Source organism: Georgenia subflava (assembly GCF_009193155.1).
GTDB lineage: Bacteria > Actinomycetota > Actinomycetes > Actinomycetales > Actinomycetaceae > Georgenia > Georgenia subflava.
Genome location: NZ_VUKD01000001.1, coordinates 1,375,960 through 1,392,048 on the forward strand (window position 1 = coordinate 1,375,960; position 16,089 = coordinate 1,392,048).

A 16,089-nucleotide genomic window follows, 5' to 3' on the forward strand; every position below is an offset into this window, starting at 1 on the left:
CGTGGGCGTGCGTGCCGGTCACCCTCGTGACGGCACCGTACGGGCGGGTGACGGCGCCGCTCGTGGGGGTGTGGTCCTCATCTCGTCAGCCGGCCGGCGACGGCGTGCGCGTGGGGGACCACGGAGGCCAGGCCGGTCCCGGCGACCCACGTGCCGGTGACCGTGAGACCCGGGAGGGTGGCGGTGCGCCCGACGAGCTCGGCGACGGAAGCGCGGTGCTCCGGCGTCGCCGGCGCGAGGGCACCCTCGCGCCGGACGACCCGCGCGTCGAGCACCTCCTCGATCTCGGCGCCGAGCAGCAGGCGCGCATCGGCCAGCGCGTCGTCGACCCCGATCTCCTCGGCCGGCGCGCCGGGCCGGCCGTACGACAGCCGCAGCACGTGCTCACCGGGCCGTACCGTCGCCGCCAGCCACGGCCACTTGGCCGAGGCATGCGTCAGCGCCTTGGCCCGTACGACGGGGTCCCCGGGCGCCACGAGCAGGCCCGCGCCCCGGGGCGCGCCGTCGAGCGCGGGGGCCCGGACCACGAGCGTGACATGGGTGATGGTGCTGCCGGCCGGCAGGCTGAGGTCGGTGCCGGTGAGGATCCCGCCGAGCAGGTCGAGCGCCGCGCGGGCCGGCGTCGCCAGGACCAGCCGGGGCGCCCGCACGGACGTCCCCTCGTCGACCTCGGCCTCCCAGCCGTCGGCCAGCCGTCGCAGGCGGGTGACCCGCCGACCGGTGCGGATCTCGGCCCCGGCCGCCTCGATCGCCGTCGCGAGGGCACGCGGCAGCTGCAGCAGCCCGCCGGTGGTGGTCGCCACGGCCGGCCCGGGCGGGGCGAGCGCCCGTATCGCTCGCACGGCGCCGGCGAGCGAGCCCTGCGCGGCCAGGGCGGCGCGCAGTCCCGGGGCGACGGCGTCCACCGCCAGGTCCGCCGGGTCCGCCGCGTGGATCCCGCCGGCGACCGGACGGACGAGCCGGTCCAGGACCGCCTCGCCCATGCGGGCACGCACCAGGGACGCCAGGTCGGCCGCGTCGGCGCCGACCGTGGCGTCGAGCTCGGCGTCCTGGGCGGCGCGGGCGACGCCGGCGTCGCCGAGCACCTCCCGCAGCTGCGGGGCGAGGGGGTCGGCGGGGATGCCCAGGACGCTCTCGGCGGGCACGGGGAACGTGCGCCCGGCGGCCCAGACCCACGACCCCGCCGCCGGTACCTCGACGCGCAGGCCGAGCGCCTCGGCCAGCTCGCGCACCTCACGTCGGCGCACCGCGAACCCCTCGGCGCCGAGGTCGATCTCGTAACCACCCACGGCGCCGCCGGTGACGAGGCCGCCGACGGCGCCGGAGGCCTCGAGCAGCACGGGCCGCAGCCCGGCCTCGGTCAGTGCCCGGGCGGCGACGAGCCCTGCGATCCCGCCACCGACGACGACGGCGTCCGCGAGCTCCGCCGGCGTGGCGGACGCCGTCACAGCGAGTGGACGAGCTCGACGACGCGCGTGAGGACCTCCGGCTCGGCCGACGGCGGCACGCCGTGCCCGAGGTTCACCACGTGCGCCGGGGCCGCCCGGCCACGGTCGACGACGTCGCGCACGTGCGCCTCCAGCACGGGCCACGGCGCCGCCAGCAGCGCCGGGTCGATGTTGCCCTGCAGCGGCGTGGTGCCGCCGAGGCGCCTGTTCGCCTCGTCCAGCCCGAGCCGGTGGTCCACCCCGACCACGTCGGCGCCGACGTCGCGCATGGCCACGAGCAGCTCGGACGTGCCCGTGCCGAAGTGCACCCGCGGAACCTCTGTCCCGTCCAGGTGTGCGAGGGCGCGGGCGCTGAACGGGGCGGCGTGCGAGGAGTAGTCCGCCAGGCCGAGCGAGCCGGCCCAGGAGTCGAAGAGCTGGACGGCCCGGGCGCCTGCCCCCACCTGCGCACGCAGGAACTCCCCGCTCAGGTCGGCGGTCCAGCGCATCAGCCGCCGCCACGTGGCCGGGTCGGCGTGCATGAGGGTGCGGGCGGCCAGGTGGTCCCGGGACGGGCGGCCCTCCACCAGGTAGGCCGCGATCGTGAAGGGCGCGCCGGCGAAGCCGATGAGCGGCGTGCGCTCGCCGAGCTCGGCCACCACCAGCCGGACGGCCTCGACGACGGCGGAGGGGTCGCCCGGGCGGTGGGCGATCAGCCGGTCCACGTCGCCGGCCGTGCGCACCGGCTCGGCGACGACCGGACCGACGCCGGGCACGATCTCGACGTCGACCCCGGCCAGGCGCAGCGGCACGACGATGTCGGAGAAGAGGATCGCCGCGTCGACGCCGTGGCGCCGCACCGGCTGCAGGGTGATCTCGGCCGCCAGGTCGGGGCGCAGGCAGGAGTCGAGCATCCCGACGCCCTCGCGCAGCGCCCGGTACTCCGGCAGGGACCGCCCGGCCTGTCGCATGAACCACACCGGGAGGCGTTCGGGGCGTCGCCCGGAGAATGCCTGGATCAGCGCAGGGACTGACATTTCCGTGGGTGCGGCCGGGGTGGTGGAGGTATTTGTCACGAGGCCATTGTGCATGGTGCGCCGAAGAATGGTTCATGATGGTTGCCGTGGTGCTCCTGATGCTCTCTGCGAATCACCACGACCTGGACCTCGCCGACATCGAACGGCTGAGCACCGGCGCCCGTGACGTCGGCAGCCAGGTCGTGGCGGAGCACCCTGCCCTGCGCGGCGCCGTCGTCCTCGCGACGTGCAACCGCTTCGAGCTCTATCTCGACGCCGGGGACGACGGTTCGGTCCTCGAGACCGCCCCCGCTGTGGCCGCCGCGCACCGCGTCGTCGCCCGGGCGAGCGGCACCGACCCCGCCGAGGTCGCCAGACTCATGCGCACCACGGCCGGCGAGCAGGCCGTCGCGCACCTGTTCGAGGTGACCGCAGGGCTCGACGCGATGGTGGTGGGCGAGCGGGAGATCACCGGGCAGGTGCGTCGGGCCCTGGCCACGGCGCGTGCGGAGGGACTGACGTCGCCCCTGCTGGAGCAGACCCTCCAGCATGCTGCCCGGACCTCACGCCAGGTCGCGGTCGAGACGGACCTGGCGAGGGCCGGGCGGTCGGTGGTCTCGGTCGCGCTGGACCTGGCCGGCGCCCGCCTCGCCGCGCTGGGCTGCGAGCGCGACGACGCCACCCGCGCCCACGAGTCCGCCGCCGACTCCGTCCCGCCGTCGAGCTGGGCGGGTCGTCGGACCCTGCTGCTGGGGACCGGCTCCTACGCCGGCGCGTCGCTGGCCGCTCTGCGCCGGCGCGGCGCGACCGACGTCGTCGTCTGGTCGGCCTCCGGACGTGCCGAGGGCTTCGCCGCCGGCCACGGCATCGAGACCGCCGACGCCGACCTCGCCGTCGCGCTCGGGCGCGCCGACCTGGTGGTGACCTGCCGGGGGACCGGCACGCCGGTGCTCGACGTCGCCACAGTCGCCGCGGCCGTGGCGGACCGCGCCGAGCCCCTCGTGATCGTCGACCTCGCGCTGCACCACGACGTCGAGCCGGCCGTGGCCGAGCTGCCGGGCGTGCTGCTGGTGGACCTGCCCACCGTCCGTGCCCACGCCCCGCAGACCACGGCAGACGAGGTCGAGCGGGCCCGGGCGATCGTCGCCGACGGCGTCCGCGCGCTCTCCGGGGCCACCGCCGAGCGGCAGATGGACGCCGCCGTCGTCGCGCTGCGGGCCAAGGTGTCCGACGCGCTGACCGCCGAGCTCGATCGGCTGCCGGCCGAGGGGGCAGTGCCCGCCGACCGGGCCGCCCAGGCGCTGCGCCGCCTCGCCGCCCGGCTGCTGCACGAGCCGACGGTCCGGGCCCGCTCCGCCGGGCGGGAGGGCCGCACCGCGGAGCATCTGCAGGCCCTCGAGGTGGCTCTCGGGCTGCACATTCCGTCGCCGGACTCCGATCTCGACCCCGGCGCCGCGCCGGCCGACGACGCGCCCGCCGGCGCCGCGCGTCAGGACGACGCGCCCGCCGGTGCCGTGCGTCAGGACGACGCATCCGCCGGCGCCGTGGCGGCCGACGTCGTGCCCCCCGGCGCGCCGGCCGTCAGCGTGGCCGCCGGCCCAGCACTGCCCCACAGCGCCGGCCCAGCACTGCCCCACAGCGCCGCCCCGGCGGCCCCGCTCCCGGCCTCGCGGCCGGCCGAACCAGAACGAGCAAGATGACCAGTCTCACCCCGTACGACGCTGTCCTCCTCCTCTCCTTCGGTGGCCCCGAGGCGCCCGAGGACGTCGTGCCGTTCCTGCGCAACGTCACCGCCGGCCGAGGCATCCCGGACGCCCGCCTGGAGGAGGTCGGTGAGCACTACTACGCCTTCGGCGGCAAGAGCCCGATCAACGACCAGAACCGCGCCCTGCTCGCCGCCCTGCGCACCGATATGGACTCCCGGGGGATCGACGTGCCGGTGGTGTGGGGCAACCGCAACTGGGACCCGTACCTCACCGACGTCCTACGTGACCTGCACGACGACGGCGCCCGCCGCGTGCTGACGGTCGTCACCAGCGCCTACGCCTCGTACTCCGGGTGCCGGCAGTACCGCGAGAACATCGCCGAGGCGCTCGCGACGCTCGCGGCCGAGGGACGCGACCTCGAGGTGGACAAGGTCCGCCCGTACTACAACCACCCCGGGTTCGTGGCCGCCAACGTCGACGCCGTCGTCGCCGCCTACCGTCGGCTGGCGACCGCCCGGCCCGGCGACGCGCCGCTGGTCCTCGTCACGCACTCGATCCCCACCGCCATGGAGACGGCCTCGGGCGCCCAGGCGCCGGGCGGTGCGACCTACAGCGCGCAGCACCTCGACGTCGGCGCCCTGATCGCGGCGGAGGCCGGCCGGCGGCTCGGGCACGAGCTGACCTGGCAGCTGACGTACTGCTCCCGCTCCGGCAACCCCGCCACGCCGTGGCTCGAGCCCGACGTCAACGACGCCCTCGCCGAGCTGCACCGCGGCGGCACCGCCGCGGTGGTGCTCGCCCCGATCGGCTTCGTCTCGGACCACATGGAGGTCATCTACGACCTCGACACCGAGGCGCGGGCCACCGCCGAGGACCTGGGCATGGCCATGGAGCGGGCCGCGACGGTCGGCACCGCGCCGGCCTTCGTCTCCGCGCTCGTCGACCTGTTCGTCGAGCGGGCCGGCACCGAGCGGGGTGAGGACCCGGTGCGCCCGGCCGTCGGCGCCGTCGGCCCGTGGCACGACGTCTGCCCGCCCGGGTGCTGCCTGCTGCGTGACGGCGAGGAGTCGACGGTGCCGGCCGCCTGCGAGCTCACGCCCGCCGTGCCCTGACCACCACCGCCACCAGCCCGGAGGAACCATGAGCCAGACCAGCCCTGCCCGCATCGGCGAGGGTGCCGACACCGAGCGCATCAACACCGAGATCCGCTACACGATGTGGTCGGTGCTCGCGACGGCGGCACCGCTGCCCGGTGACGCCGAGGCCCGGGCGGAGCTCGTCGCGGCCGCTCAGGAGGCGGTCGCCGGCTCCGGCGTGGTCGTGCGCGGCTGGTACGACGTCGCCGGGCTCCGTGCCGACGCAGACCTCATGGTCTGGTGGCACGCGGCGACCGTCGAGGAGGTGCAGGACGCCTACCACCGGCTCCGTGCCGCCGACCTCGGTGCCTTCCTCGAGCCGGTGTGGTCCGTCACCGCCCTGCACCGGCCGTCCGAGTTCAACAAGCGGCACGTGCCCGCCTTCCTGGCCGGGGAGGAACCGGGCGACTACCTCTGCGTCTACCCGTTCGTCCGCTCCTACGAGTGGTACCTGCTGCCGCCCGAGGAGCGCTCGGCGATGCTGCGCGAGCACGGCATGGCGGCCCGGGACTACCCGGACGTGCGCGCCAACACCGTCTCCGCGTTCGCGCTGGGCGACTACGAGTGGATCCTGGCCTTCGAGGCCGCCGAGCTGCACCGCATCGTCGACGTCATGCGCGAGCTGCGGGCCGTCGGGGCCCGGCGTCACGTGCGCGAGGAGATCCCGTTCTTCACCGGGCCCCGCGTCGAGCTGGCCGAGTGGGCGGAGCGTCAGCCGCGGGCGTGAGCGGCGCCTGCCCGGGTGTCGGTCGGCGGGCGTGAGCGGGACCTGCCCGGGCGTCGATCGAGGGCGTGAGCGGCGCCTGCCGGGGCGTCGGCCGGGGGCGTGAGCGGGACCTGCCCGGGCGTGGATCGAGGGCGTGAGCGGCGCCTGCCCGGGTGTCGGTCGCGGCCGTGAGCCGCACCCGTCCGAGCGTCAGCCGTGCCCCGTAAGCCGTACTCGCCCGGAGCGTCGACGCCGGCCCCGGTCCGGGACCGGCTGAGCGGCCGCGCGAGGCTGGGACAGCCGTGCACCAGCGCACTTTCGCTGCTGATCTGGTCGCTATAGCGACCGGAATGGCAGTCAAGTTGCCGTCGGAGCCTGGCCGCCGCGCGTGACTGGTGCAGGCGGGCCCCGGCCCGCAGCGGCGCACGAGGCAGAGCGCTTCCACTCAGGTCGCTGATGTGGTCGGCATAGCGACCAGATCAGCGACCTCGGTGCGGACTCAGGTGTAGCGGGCGGCCGTCGCCACGGTCTGGTCCCCGTACGTGCCGCCGAAGAGCGCGGCGTGCACGATCAGGATGTGCAGCTGGTGAAGCCCGACCCGCTCGCGCCAGCCGTCCGCGAGCGACGACACCTCGTCGTACGCGGCGACGATGCGGTCCAGGTACGGCGCCCCGAACACGCCCAGCTGGGCGAGGTCCGACTCGGCGTGGCCGCCGTGCGCCGCCGGGTCGATGAGCGTCCCGACGGCTGTGCCGTCGTCCTCGGCCCAGAGCACGTTCCCGCTCCAGAGGTCGCCGTGCAGCCGGGCCACGTCGCCGACCATGGCCGGCTGGGCTGCGTCGTGGTCACCCGCGGCCACGCGCTCGGCGCAGCGGCGCACGGTCCGGGCGCCGTCGTCGTCGATCGCCCCGTTCCCGACGGCGGCAGCCAGGTACGGCAGGATCCGGTCCGTCGCATAGAACTCGCCCCACGAAGCCGGTGCGGACCCACGCAGGGGCAGCGCTGCGCGGCCCATGAATCCGTCGCCGTGCCAGTCGGGCGGCGGGCAGCCGTGGTACGGCGCACCCGCCGCGTGGGTGCGGGCCAGTGCGCGCCCGAGCTCCTCGGCGGCGCGGGCGTCCGGGCGTGCCTGGGCAACCCGGCGGGTCTCGAGCCACCCCGGACCCTCGTCCACGACCTCGACGACGGCGGCCCCGCCGGCGGCGCCGAGCCACCGGAGTCCCGCCGCCTCGTACCGCACGCTCTGCGGGTCCCCGTGATCGCCCTTCCGGAAGCCTGCCATGGCTCCATCCTCGCGAGGCGGTGCACCGGCGCGCGACCGGTGGTCCACAACCGTGCACCGGCGCGCGACCGGTGGTCCACAACCGTGCCCCGGGTGCCACCTCCTCCACCGAAGCACCTCGCGGTCGCCCTCCGCGGGGGCCGCGCTCCTAGCGTGCCGACCGGGGGCCGATCCACGGTGCCGCCCGTCGACGACGCAGGAGGACGGATGGACGAGGCGATGCAGTGCTTCCCCGGGGACAGCGGCGGTGGCGTCTCAGAGCTCCGGGCAGGCCTCGCCGCCGCCCTCGCCACGCTCGGGCAGGCCCAGGGTGAGCTGCGGGCCGCGTTCCCCAGCGCCTGGACCGGCACCGGCGCGAGTGCCTTCACCCACGCCGTCCTCGCGATCCTGCACGACTCGCAGGCCGTGGACCGTGCGCTGCGGGAGGCGGACCGGGCGGCCTACCTGGCCGACCTCGAGGTCGACGCGCGGGTGTCGGGCACATGACCGCGCGACATCCGTCCGCGGACCAGGGGTGGGTCGCAACCCGGTCGAACCCCTGGGGGACCCGGATCATGGTCACCGGAGGGCCCGCGCCCATGCAGGTGGACACCCTCGAGCTCGCCGGCCTGGCCGCTCGCCTGCAGTATGCGGCCGTTCTGCTGGAGACCGCGGACGCCCATGCCGGGTCGGGCGACTCGCTCCTGCGCTACGTCAACCACTGGGTGAGCTCCGGCTGGGCGGTGGACGAGCTCGTCCGGACCGCACGCGCCGGCACCCCCGGGTTGCAGACCCTCGCGGCGAGCGCCCGTCGGCTCGCAGCCGACCTCGAGGTCCAGCGGCTCTGGTACGAGGAGGCCGAGCGCCGCAACACGACACTCTTCCGCCCGCCGGTGTGGCGCACGCTGGTCCGGCTGGCACCACCGAAGCTCTTGGACATCCGGATCCGACTCGCCCTGCGCGGTATCGACGTCGGACGGGTCGGCGGTCACCTCATGGCGGCGATGACCAGTCTTGAGGACTCCCCGGTGCCCGATGCGGTCCTCGCCCAGCGGCACACGGCCGCCCTCGCCGAGGAGCTGCAGTACATGAACGCGGACGTCCTGGACGGCAGCGTGATGGTCGACGGGGAGCTTGTCGACGTCCGTGACCTGACGGCGGTCCAACGCTCCGCCCTCGGCCTGGTGCCGCTCCTCGCGGCAGTCGGCCTGGTGCCGCACGGTCGTCGTCTCGACGGCGTCGACGTCGCGCTTCGCCATGACCCGACGGAACTCACGGCGCCCGGTGCGCTGGGTCGACACGGCCCCGCGGCCGCCGTCGGCCCGGGAGCCTCCGCCGTGCTCGCGACCACGATCGGTCGGCCGGTACCCGCGCCGCCGCGCACGAGCTCCCAGGCGCTCGGGCGCATCCACGCGCTGGAGGACCAGATCCGCTCCCGGGGCACCGGTGCCGTCGAGGTGCTGCGCACCACCACGCCGGACGGCGACCGGCACTGGACCGTCATCGTGCCCGGCACCCAGGACCCGTGGGCCGGCGGGCCCAACCCGATGGACAACGAGACGAACCTGCTCGCGACCGCCGGTGTCCGCAGCGACATGGAGGTCGGGGTCGCCGCCGCGATGCACCAGGCCGGCATCGTCCCGGGGGAGCCGGTGGCGATGGTCGGGCACAGTCAGGGCGGGCTCGTGTCGACCCGGCTCGCCGCCGACCCCGTGCTGGCCGGGCAGTTCAGCATCACCACGGTCCTGACGGCCGGCAGCCCGGTAGCCACCGTGGACGTCCCGCCCGGTGTCTCCGTGCTGAGCCTCGAGGACGTCAACGACCCGGTCGTGGGGCTCGACGGCGCACCGAACCCGCCGGCGCCCAACCATGTGACGGTCGCGGTCGCCAGCGGTGAGCCGGCCGCCGTCGGCGACCCGCACCAGCTGCCCGGCTACCGCGCGGCCGCCGAGCTCCTGCCCGACGTGGCCGACCCGGCGGTCCAGGACTGGCTCGTCCGGAACCGCGAGGCGATGGGCACCTCCGTCGAGGGCGCCCGCACCGAGTCGATCGTGTTCGAGATCCAGCGCCGGTGACCGTCAGAACAGCTGCAGCGGGAGCACCTCGACGGCGACGGCGTGGCGCACCCCGAGTTGCTGGCCGGTCGCGCCGAGGAACTCCGCCAGCATCTCGGCGGGCACCGGCGCCTCCGGGCCCAGGCCGGCGAGGTACTCCTCGTGTGCCTCCAGCGAGGCGACGCCCGCCGCGAAGCCGTCGGAGACGTCGATGCCGTGCGTGGCCAGGGGCGAGCCGACCGCCAGGACCGTGCGGACGCCGCCCCACGGGGCGTGGCCCTGGTCGACGAGCTCGGGGAAGACCCACCGGTTGCCGGCGTCCCGGGCGGCGTCCAGCACCGCGTGCCCCACCGCGACGTGGTCGGCCTGGTTGAGGACGCCGCCGGGCCACGTCTCGCGGAACGCGCCGGTCACGACGGTGTCGGGCCGGAACCGACGGATCTCGGCGGCGATCGCCCGCCGCAGCTCGATCGTGCGCTCGACGGTGCCGTCGGGGAACCCGAGGAAGCGGACGTCGGAGACCCCGACCCGCGCGCAGGCCTCGCGCTGCTCGCGCTCACGCAGCGGCCGCGCCTGCTCAGGTGGGAGCGAGTCGATCCCCGCCTCGCCGCTCGTCGCCAGCACGTAGCCCACCTCCACGCCCCGGGCCCGCCAGGTCGCCACCGCGGCGGCGCCGCCGTACTCCATGTCGTCGGGGTGGGCGACCACTGCCAGCACGCGGGAGAGGTCGGCGTCGTCGAACCGTGTCAGCGTCTCCATGACGCCAGCGTGCCGGACGCGCGACCGGCGCGCAGCCTTCGCGTCAGGGGCGCGGCCCAGCCGTCCGGGGCTGCCCTCCCGTCTGCGCGCGGCCCTCGCGACCGGCCCGCAGCCCCATATTCCGGCGCGTAGCCCACTTCCGAGGCGCTGCCCCTCGCGTCAGGCGCGCAGTCGTTTCGGACCGGCTCAGCGGTCGCCGGGGATCACCAGGTTTAGGAGCCAGCTCGCGACGGCGATGATCAGGCCGCCCAGCACGGCGGTCCAGAAGCCGTCCACCGTGAGCCCGAAGTCGGTGAAGGACGTGATCCACCCGGTCAGCATCAGCATCAGGGCGTTCACCACGAGGAAGAACAGCCCGAGCGTGAGGATGTAGAGCGGGAGCGAGAGCAGCTTCACGACCGGTCGGACGATCAGGTTCACCAGGGTGAAGACCGCGGCGACGACGGCGAGCTCGAGCAGGCGCATCGGCGTGTCCGACGTCGGGGCGAGAGAGATGCCGTCGACCAGGAGCGTGCAGAGCCAGATCGCGACGCCGTTGACGATGAGCTGCACGAGGAACTTCATGCGCCGATCATTCCATCGAAGGCGTCCGCGAGGTGCTGCTCCGAGCCGCGACACCAGGGTTTCGTGCGCTCGGTGCCGTCGTCGAGCTTTCGAACCCCTGCCGCTCGGCCGGACCGATGCGGTGCCGCCACGCCCGCCGGTGCATCCTTGAGTCATGGCCTCCCCACGTCCTTCGGTCAGCCTGCGCCCCGAGATCGAGTCCCTGCCCGCCTACGTCCCGGGAGAGCGTCCGACCCGCGGCCGGCAGGTCTACAAGCTCTCCAGCAACGAGGTCCCCTTCCCGCTGCTGCCCGCCGTCGGCGCCGCGCTGGCCGACGCCGCGGTCGACCTCAACCGCTACCCCGACATGTACGCCACCGAGCTCACCGAGGCGCTCGGCGAGCGCCTCGGCGTGCCGGCGGAGCGGGTGACCGTCGGCAACGGTTCGGTCGCCGTCCTGGAGAACGTCCTGCGGTCGGTGTGCGTGCCCGGCGACGAGGTCGTCATGGCCTGGCGGTCCTTCGAGGCCTACCCGATCTGCGTGCAGGTGGCCGGCGCCGAGCCCGTCCAGGTGCCGGTCGACGCCGAGGGCCGCCACGACCTTTCCGCGATGGCCGACGCTGTCACCGACCGCACCCGCGCGGTGCTGCTGTGCAGCCCGAACAACCCGACCGGGCCGGCGTTGACCCAGACGGAGGTACGGGAGTTCCTCGCCGCACTGCCGCGCCACGTGCTGGTCATCCTCGACGAGGCCTACCTCCACTTCGTCCGCACGGACGACCCGACCGACGGCGTCGCCCTCCTGGACGAGCACAAGAACCTGGTCGTCCTGCGCACCTTCTCCAAGGCCTACGGCCTCGCCGGCCTACGGGTCGGCTACGCCGTCGCACGACGCCGGCTCACCGCCGGCTTCCGCGCCGCCTCGACCCCGTTCGGGGTCAACGCGCTGGCCCTCGCCGCGGCGCTCGCCGTCCTGCGCTGCGAGGACGAGGTCCAGGAGCGGGTGCGCCAGGTCGTCATCGAGCGCGAACGCGTCGTCGCGGCCCTGTCCGGTCAGGGCTGGACCGTCCCCGACGCCCAGGGCAACTTCGTCTGGCTCGACCTCGGTCGGCGCGCGACCGCATTCGCCGACCTCGCCCGCAGCCGGGGTGTGCTCGTGCGTGCCTTCGCCGGTGAGGGCGTGCGCGTGTCGATCGGCGAGCCCGAGGGGAACGACCTCTTCCTCGAGGTCGCCGCGGACTGGCTCGCCCGGACGCCCGCGTGAGTCTCTCGCCCCGGACGACCGGCTGAGTCTTTCGCCCGGACGCCCGCCTGGGTTTCTCTCACCAGGATGCGTGGTTTCTCGCCAGGATGCGTGCGTGAGTTTCTCGCCAGGACGTCTCGCCAGGATGGCGGTCCGAGCTCCGAGCAGCAGGTGAGCACTGTGGAGATCCACAACGATCCGCGCCAGGTCCGCCAGTCGCGCCGGGTGATCTTTGGAGGAATCCGCAAAGAGTAGGTTACGCTCCCGTAGCCTACGCTTGCGTAGGTTAGTGGCGCCGCCACCACCCCGGTGGCCCACCCGCCCGCCGTCCCCGCCGCCACACCTCGCGGCGGGCACGGCGGGGTCACCTGGAGTACCGTGCGGCCCACGAGGCGCCGACGCCGAGGAGGATCGCTTGACCGAGCCGCTCACCACCCTGCCCGGGACCGGATCAGATCCCGAGGTCATGGTCCAGCTCCTCGACCCCGAGGGGCGTCGCCACGACCACCCGGAGTACGGAACGCTGGTCGCGGACCTCGATGCCGAGGCGCTGCGCGCCATGTACCGGGACATGGTCCTCACCCGGGCGTTCGACACCCAGGCCACCGCGCTGCAGCGTCAGGGCGAGCTCGGGCTGTGGGCACCCTGCCTCGGCCAGGAGGGCGCCCAGATCGGCTCCGGCCACGCGCTCGCCGAGCGGGACTTCGTCTTCCCGTCCTACCGCGAGCACGGCGTCGCACTGACGCGCGGGCTGGACGTGCGCGAGCTGCTGCCGGTCTTCCGCGGCACCCGGCACGGCGGGTGGGACCCGCACGCCCACAACTTCCAGCTGTACTCGATCGTGATCGGCTCGCACGCCCTGCACGCCGTCGGCTACGCCATGGGGATCCAGCGCGACGGCAACGTCGGCACCGGAGACCCGGACCGCGACCGCGCCGTCGTCACCTACTTCGGCGACGGCGCAACCTCGCAGGGCGACATCAGCGAGGCGTTCGTCTTCGCCGCCTCGGCCAACGCCCCGGTGGTGTTCTTCGTGCAGAACAACCACTGGGCGATCTCGGTGCCGACCGCCACCCAGTCGCGGGTGCCGCTCGCCGCCCGGGGCCCCGGCTTCGGCATCCCGTCCGTGCGCGTGGACGGCAACGACCCGCTCGCCTGCTTCGCCGTCACGAAGGCGGCGCTCGAGCGCGCCCGCGCCGGCGGCGGGCCGTCCCTCATCGAGGCGGTCACCTACCGCATGGGTGCGCACACCACCTCCGACGACCCCACCCGCTACCGCGACCGCGCCGAGGAGGACCTCTGGCGCGCGAAGGACCCGATCGACCGGCTCCGCCTCCACCTGACCGACTCCGGCGAGGCCGACGACGCCTACTTCGCCGACGTCGACGCCGAGGCGGAGACGCTCACCGCCGGGGTGCGCGAGTACTGCCGCTCCCTCGAGGCCGGCCCGACCGTCGAGATCTTCGACAACGTCTACAGCGCCCCGCACCCGCTGGTGGCGTCCGAGCGGGACGAGTACGCCGCCTACGAGGCGGGCTTCGAGGACTCGACGAGCGCCGAGGGAGGTCAGCGATGACGGCCATGCCGCTCGCCCGCGCCATCAACGCGGGCCTGCGCACCGCCATGGAGAACGACGACAAGGTCGTCCTCATGGGCGAGGACATCGGCCCGCTCGGCGGCGTCTTCCGCGTGACCGACGGGCTGCACAAGGACTTCGGCCCCGACCGCGTGGTGGACACCCCGCTCGCCGAGTCGGGCATCGTCGGCACCGCGATCGGGCTCGCCCTCGCCGGGTACCGGCCGGTGTGCGAGATCCAGTTCGACGGCTTCATCTTCCCCGGCTTCGACCAGATCACCACCCAGCTCGCGAAGCTGACCTACCGCTCCCTCGGCGACCTCTCGATGCCGGTCGTCATCCGCGTGCCCTACGGCGGCGGCATCGGGGCCATCGAGCACCACAGCGAGTCCCCGGAGGCGCTGTTCGCGCACACCGCGGGCCTGCGCATCGTCTCCCCGGCCACCGCGGCGGACGGGTTCACGATGATCCAGCAGGCCATCGCCTCGCCCGACCCGGTGCTCTTCCTCGAGCCCAAGTCGCGGTACTGGGACAAGGCCGAGGTCGACGTCGAGACGCCGGTCGACCTGTCCGAGGCGGGCTTCACCACGGGCCTGCACGCCGCGCGCACGGCCCGGGCAGGCAACGACGTGACCCTCGTGGGTTACGGCCCGACCGTCAAGACGATGCTCGCCGCGGCCGAGGTCGCCGCGGGGGAGGGCACGAGCATCGAGGTCATCGACCTGCGCTCGGTCTCGCCCGTCGACTTCGACGCCATCGCGGCCTCCGTCGAGCGGACCGGGCGCCTCGTGGTCGTCCACGAGGCACCGACGTTCTTCGGCCCCGGCGCGGAGATCGCCGCGCGCATCAGCGAGCGCTGCTTCTACTCCCTCGAGGCACCGGTGCTGCGGGTCGGCGGCTACCACATGCCGTACCCGACGGCGAAGCACGAGGAGGACTACCTGCCCAACCTGGACAGGGTCCTCGACGCCGTCGACCGCAGCCTCGCCCACTGACCCACGCCAGGCGACCCGCACCCACATCTCGAAGGAGCACAGCGTGCCGACCTACCAGCACTTCCGCCTGCCGGACGTGGGCGAGGGCCTGACCGAGGCGGACATCGTCACGTGGGCGGTGGCCGCGGGCGACACGGTGACGGCCAACCAGCTCATCTGCGAGATCGAGACCGCCAAGTCGGTGGTGGAGCTGCCGAGCCCCTACGCGGGCAGGATCCACGAGCTCCTCGTCGCCGAGGGCGCCACCGTCGAGGTCGGCACGCCCATCGTCGTCATCGACGTCGACCCCGACGGCGCAGCCCCGGACGGCACCGCCCCGGCAGCGGCCGGGCAGAAGGGCGACGGCGCAGCGGCCGGGGCGCCTCCCGCCGGGGACGGTGGCGACGGCACCACGACCGAGGACGCCGCCGACGCCGACGAGAGCTCCGGCAGCGTCCTGGTCGGGTACGGCACCCGGCCGACGGTAGGCGGTCGACGTCCGCGTCGTGCCACCGGCTCCGCGGCACCGGCCGCGACGAGCGCCGCGGCGTCCGCCACGAGCCCCGCAGCGGCTGCTCCGAGCCCCGCAGCGGCTGCCGCGAAGGGCGCCGCCCAGGCGCCGGGACCGGCGTCGCCGGGCTCGACGGCGTCACCGTCCACGGCCGGCCCGGCCGCCCGCGCATCGACGGGCGCACCGGCCGCGCCGTCGACGGCGTCACCGGCGCGAGCTGCGCGGGCGGGCGAGGCCGCTCAGGTGCCTGCCGACCCGGCCCGGCACGGCGCCCGGGTGCTCGCCAAGCCCCCGGTCCGCAAGCTCGCCAAGGACCTCGGCGTCGACCTCTCCACGGTCGGCGGCAGCGGGCCCGGCGGCATCATCACCCGCGAGGACGTCCTGGCGCAGCAGGCCCGCACCGAGGCCCAGCCGCTCGCGACGTACCCCGGTGACGAGGAGCCCTGGCTCGAGGGCGGCACGGTCTCCGAGGACGGCCGCCAGACCCGAGTCCCGGCGAAGTCGGTGCGCAAGCGCACCGCGGAGGCGATGGTGGCGTCGGCGTTCACCGCCCCGCACGTGACGGTGTTCCACACCATCGACGTCACCAAGACCATGAAGCTCGTCGAGCGCCTCAAGCTGGACCGCGAGTTCGCCGACGTCAAGGTCACGCCGCTGCTCATCGTCATGAAGGCGTTCATCCACGCCGTCCGCCGCCACCCCGAGGTCAACGCCTCGTGGGACAACGAGACGAACGAGATCGTCTACAAGCACTACATGAACCTCGGCATCGCGGCGGCGACACCTCGGGGCCTGGTGGTGCCGAACATCAAGAACGCCAACCGGATGAAGCTCCACGAGCTCGCGGAGGCGCTGGGCGAGCTCACCGCCAAGGCACGCGCGGGCAAGACGACGCCGCAGGACATGGCCGACGGCACGATCTCCATCACCAACGTCGGCGTCTTCGGCATCGACACCGGTACCCCGATCCTCAACCCCGGCGAGTCCGTGATCCTCGCCTTCGGCGCCGTGCGGCAGATGCCCTGGGTCCACAAGGGCAAGGTCGTGCCCCGCTGGGTCACCCAGCTCGCGCTGTCCATGGACCATCGGCTCGTCGACGGCGGGCTCGGCGCCCGGGTGCTCTCCGACGTCGCGAAGGTCCTCGAGGACCCCGCCCAGGTGCTCGTCTGGAGCTGAG

At 74.5% G+C, this 16,089-nt stretch carries 14 protein-coding genes; 9 read left to right on the forward strand and 5 right to left on the reverse strand.

The annotated features are described in order from the left end of the window. Nucleotides 1-77: 77 nt before the first annotated feature. Complete coding sequence (locus GD748_RS06225) at nt 78-1,448, reverse strand: protoporphyrinogen/coproporphyrinogen oxidase (protein WP_152194242.1); 1,371 nt, start codon at nt 1,446-1,448, stop codon at nt 78-80. Beyond that, nucleotides 1,445-2,464 (reverse strand): uroporphyrinogen decarboxylase, encoded by a 1,020-nt coding sequence (gene hemE / locus GD748_RS06230; protein WP_226920882.1) that lies wholly within the window; start codon nt 2,462-2,464, stop codon nt 1,445-1,447. The genes GD748_RS06225 and hemE overlap by 4 nt, the downstream gene beginning before the upstream one ends. Nucleotides 2,465-2,562: 98 nt before the next feature. Between hemE and GD748_RS06235 the strand changes: the two genes are divergently transcribed. The 3 genes from GD748_RS06235 to hemQ are packed head-to-tail and all read left to right on the forward strand — an operon-like array spanning nt 2,563 to nt 6,012. Beyond that, complete coding sequence (locus GD748_RS06235; RefSeq protein ID WP_226920824.1) at nt 2,563-4,143, forward strand: glutamyl-tRNA reductase; 1,581 nt, start codon at nt 2,563-2,565, stop codon at nt 4,141-4,143. Continuing rightward, entirely contained in the window at nt 4,140-5,261 is a 1,122-nt protein-coding gene (locus GD748_RS06240) for a ferrochelatase (protein WP_152194245.1), read from the forward strand. The genes GD748_RS06235 and GD748_RS06240 overlap by 4 nt, the downstream gene beginning before the upstream one ends. 28 nt (nt 5,262-5,289) lie before the next feature. Continuing rightward, a complete protein-coding gene (gene hemQ / locus GD748_RS06245; RefSeq protein ID WP_152194246.1) occupies nt 5,290-6,012 on the forward strand; it encodes a hydrogen peroxide-dependent heme synthase in 723 nt (240 codons plus the stop codon). A gap of 478 nt (nt 6,013-6,490) precedes the next feature. On the opposite strand, the gene GD748_RS06250 is transcribed toward hemQ, so the two are convergent. Then, complete coding sequence (locus tag GD748_RS06250) at nt 6,491-7,273, reverse strand: fructosamine kinase family protein (RefSeq protein WP_152194247.1); 783 nt, start codon at nt 7,271-7,273, stop codon at nt 6,491-6,493. 207 nt (nt 7,274-7,480) lie between these two features. Between GD748_RS06250 and GD748_RS06255 the strand changes: the two genes are divergently transcribed. Continuing rightward, complete coding sequence (locus tag GD748_RS06255) at nt 7,481-7,759, forward strand: hypothetical protein (protein ID WP_152194248.1); 279 nt, start codon at nt 7,481-7,483, stop codon at nt 7,757-7,759. 68 nt (nt 7,760-7,827) lie between these two features. Further along, nucleotides 7,828-9,327: an alpha/beta hydrolase family protein gene (locus GD748_RS06260; RefSeq protein ID WP_152194249.1), complete on the forward strand. Its 1,500-nt coding sequence runs from the start codon at nt 7,828-7,830 to the stop codon at nt 9,325-9,327. 3 nt (nt 9,328-9,330) lie between these two features. Here the strand turns inward: GD748_RS06260 and GD748_RS06265 are convergent, their stop codons facing one another. Together GD748_RS06265 and GD748_RS06270 are read right to left on the reverse strand one after the other, a co-directional pair. Continuing rightward, entirely contained in the window at nt 9,331-10,065 is a 735-nt protein-coding gene (locus GD748_RS06265) for a PIG-L deacetylase family protein (protein WP_152194250.1), read from the reverse strand. Between the two features lie 186 nt (nt 10,066-10,251). Next, nucleotides 10,252-10,629 carry a phage holin family protein gene (locus GD748_RS06270; protein ID WP_152194251.1) on the reverse strand — a complete coding sequence of 126 codons (378 nt, stop codon included), beginning with the start codon at nt 10,627-10,629 and terminating at the stop codon, nt 10,252-10,254. A 154-nt stretch (nt 10,630-10,783) separates the two neighbouring features. On the opposite strand from GD748_RS06270, the gene hisC reads away from it, so the two are divergent. The 4 genes from hisC to GD748_RS06290 all read left to right on the forward strand — a co-directional run bounded on the left by hisC (nt 10,784) and on the right by GD748_RS06290 (nt 16,088). After that, nucleotides 10,784-11,872 (forward strand): histidinol-phosphate transaminase, encoded by a 1,089-nt coding sequence (hisC, locus tag GD748_RS06275; protein ID WP_152194252.1) that lies wholly within the window; start codon nt 10,784-10,786, stop codon nt 11,870-11,872. A gap of 394 nt (nt 11,873-12,266) precedes the next feature. Next, entirely contained in the window at nt 12,267-13,427 is a 1,161-nt protein-coding gene (pdhA, locus tag GD748_RS06280) for a pyruvate dehydrogenase (acetyl-transferring) E1 component subunit alpha (protein ID WP_405002663.1), read from the forward strand. A gap of 5 nt (nt 13,428-13,432) precedes the next feature. Then, a complete protein-coding gene (locus GD748_RS06285) occupies nt 13,433-14,422 on the forward strand; it encodes an alpha-ketoacid dehydrogenase subunit beta (protein ID WP_152194422.1) in 990 nt (329 codons plus the stop codon). A gap of 43 nt (nt 14,423-14,465) precedes the next feature. Then, nucleotides 14,466-16,088: a dihydrolipoamide acetyltransferase family protein gene (locus GD748_RS06290; RefSeq protein WP_152194253.1), complete on the forward strand. Its 1,623-nt coding sequence runs from the start codon at nt 14,466-14,468 to the stop codon at nt 16,086-16,088. The last annotated feature ends 1 nt before the right edge of the window (nt 16,089 follow it).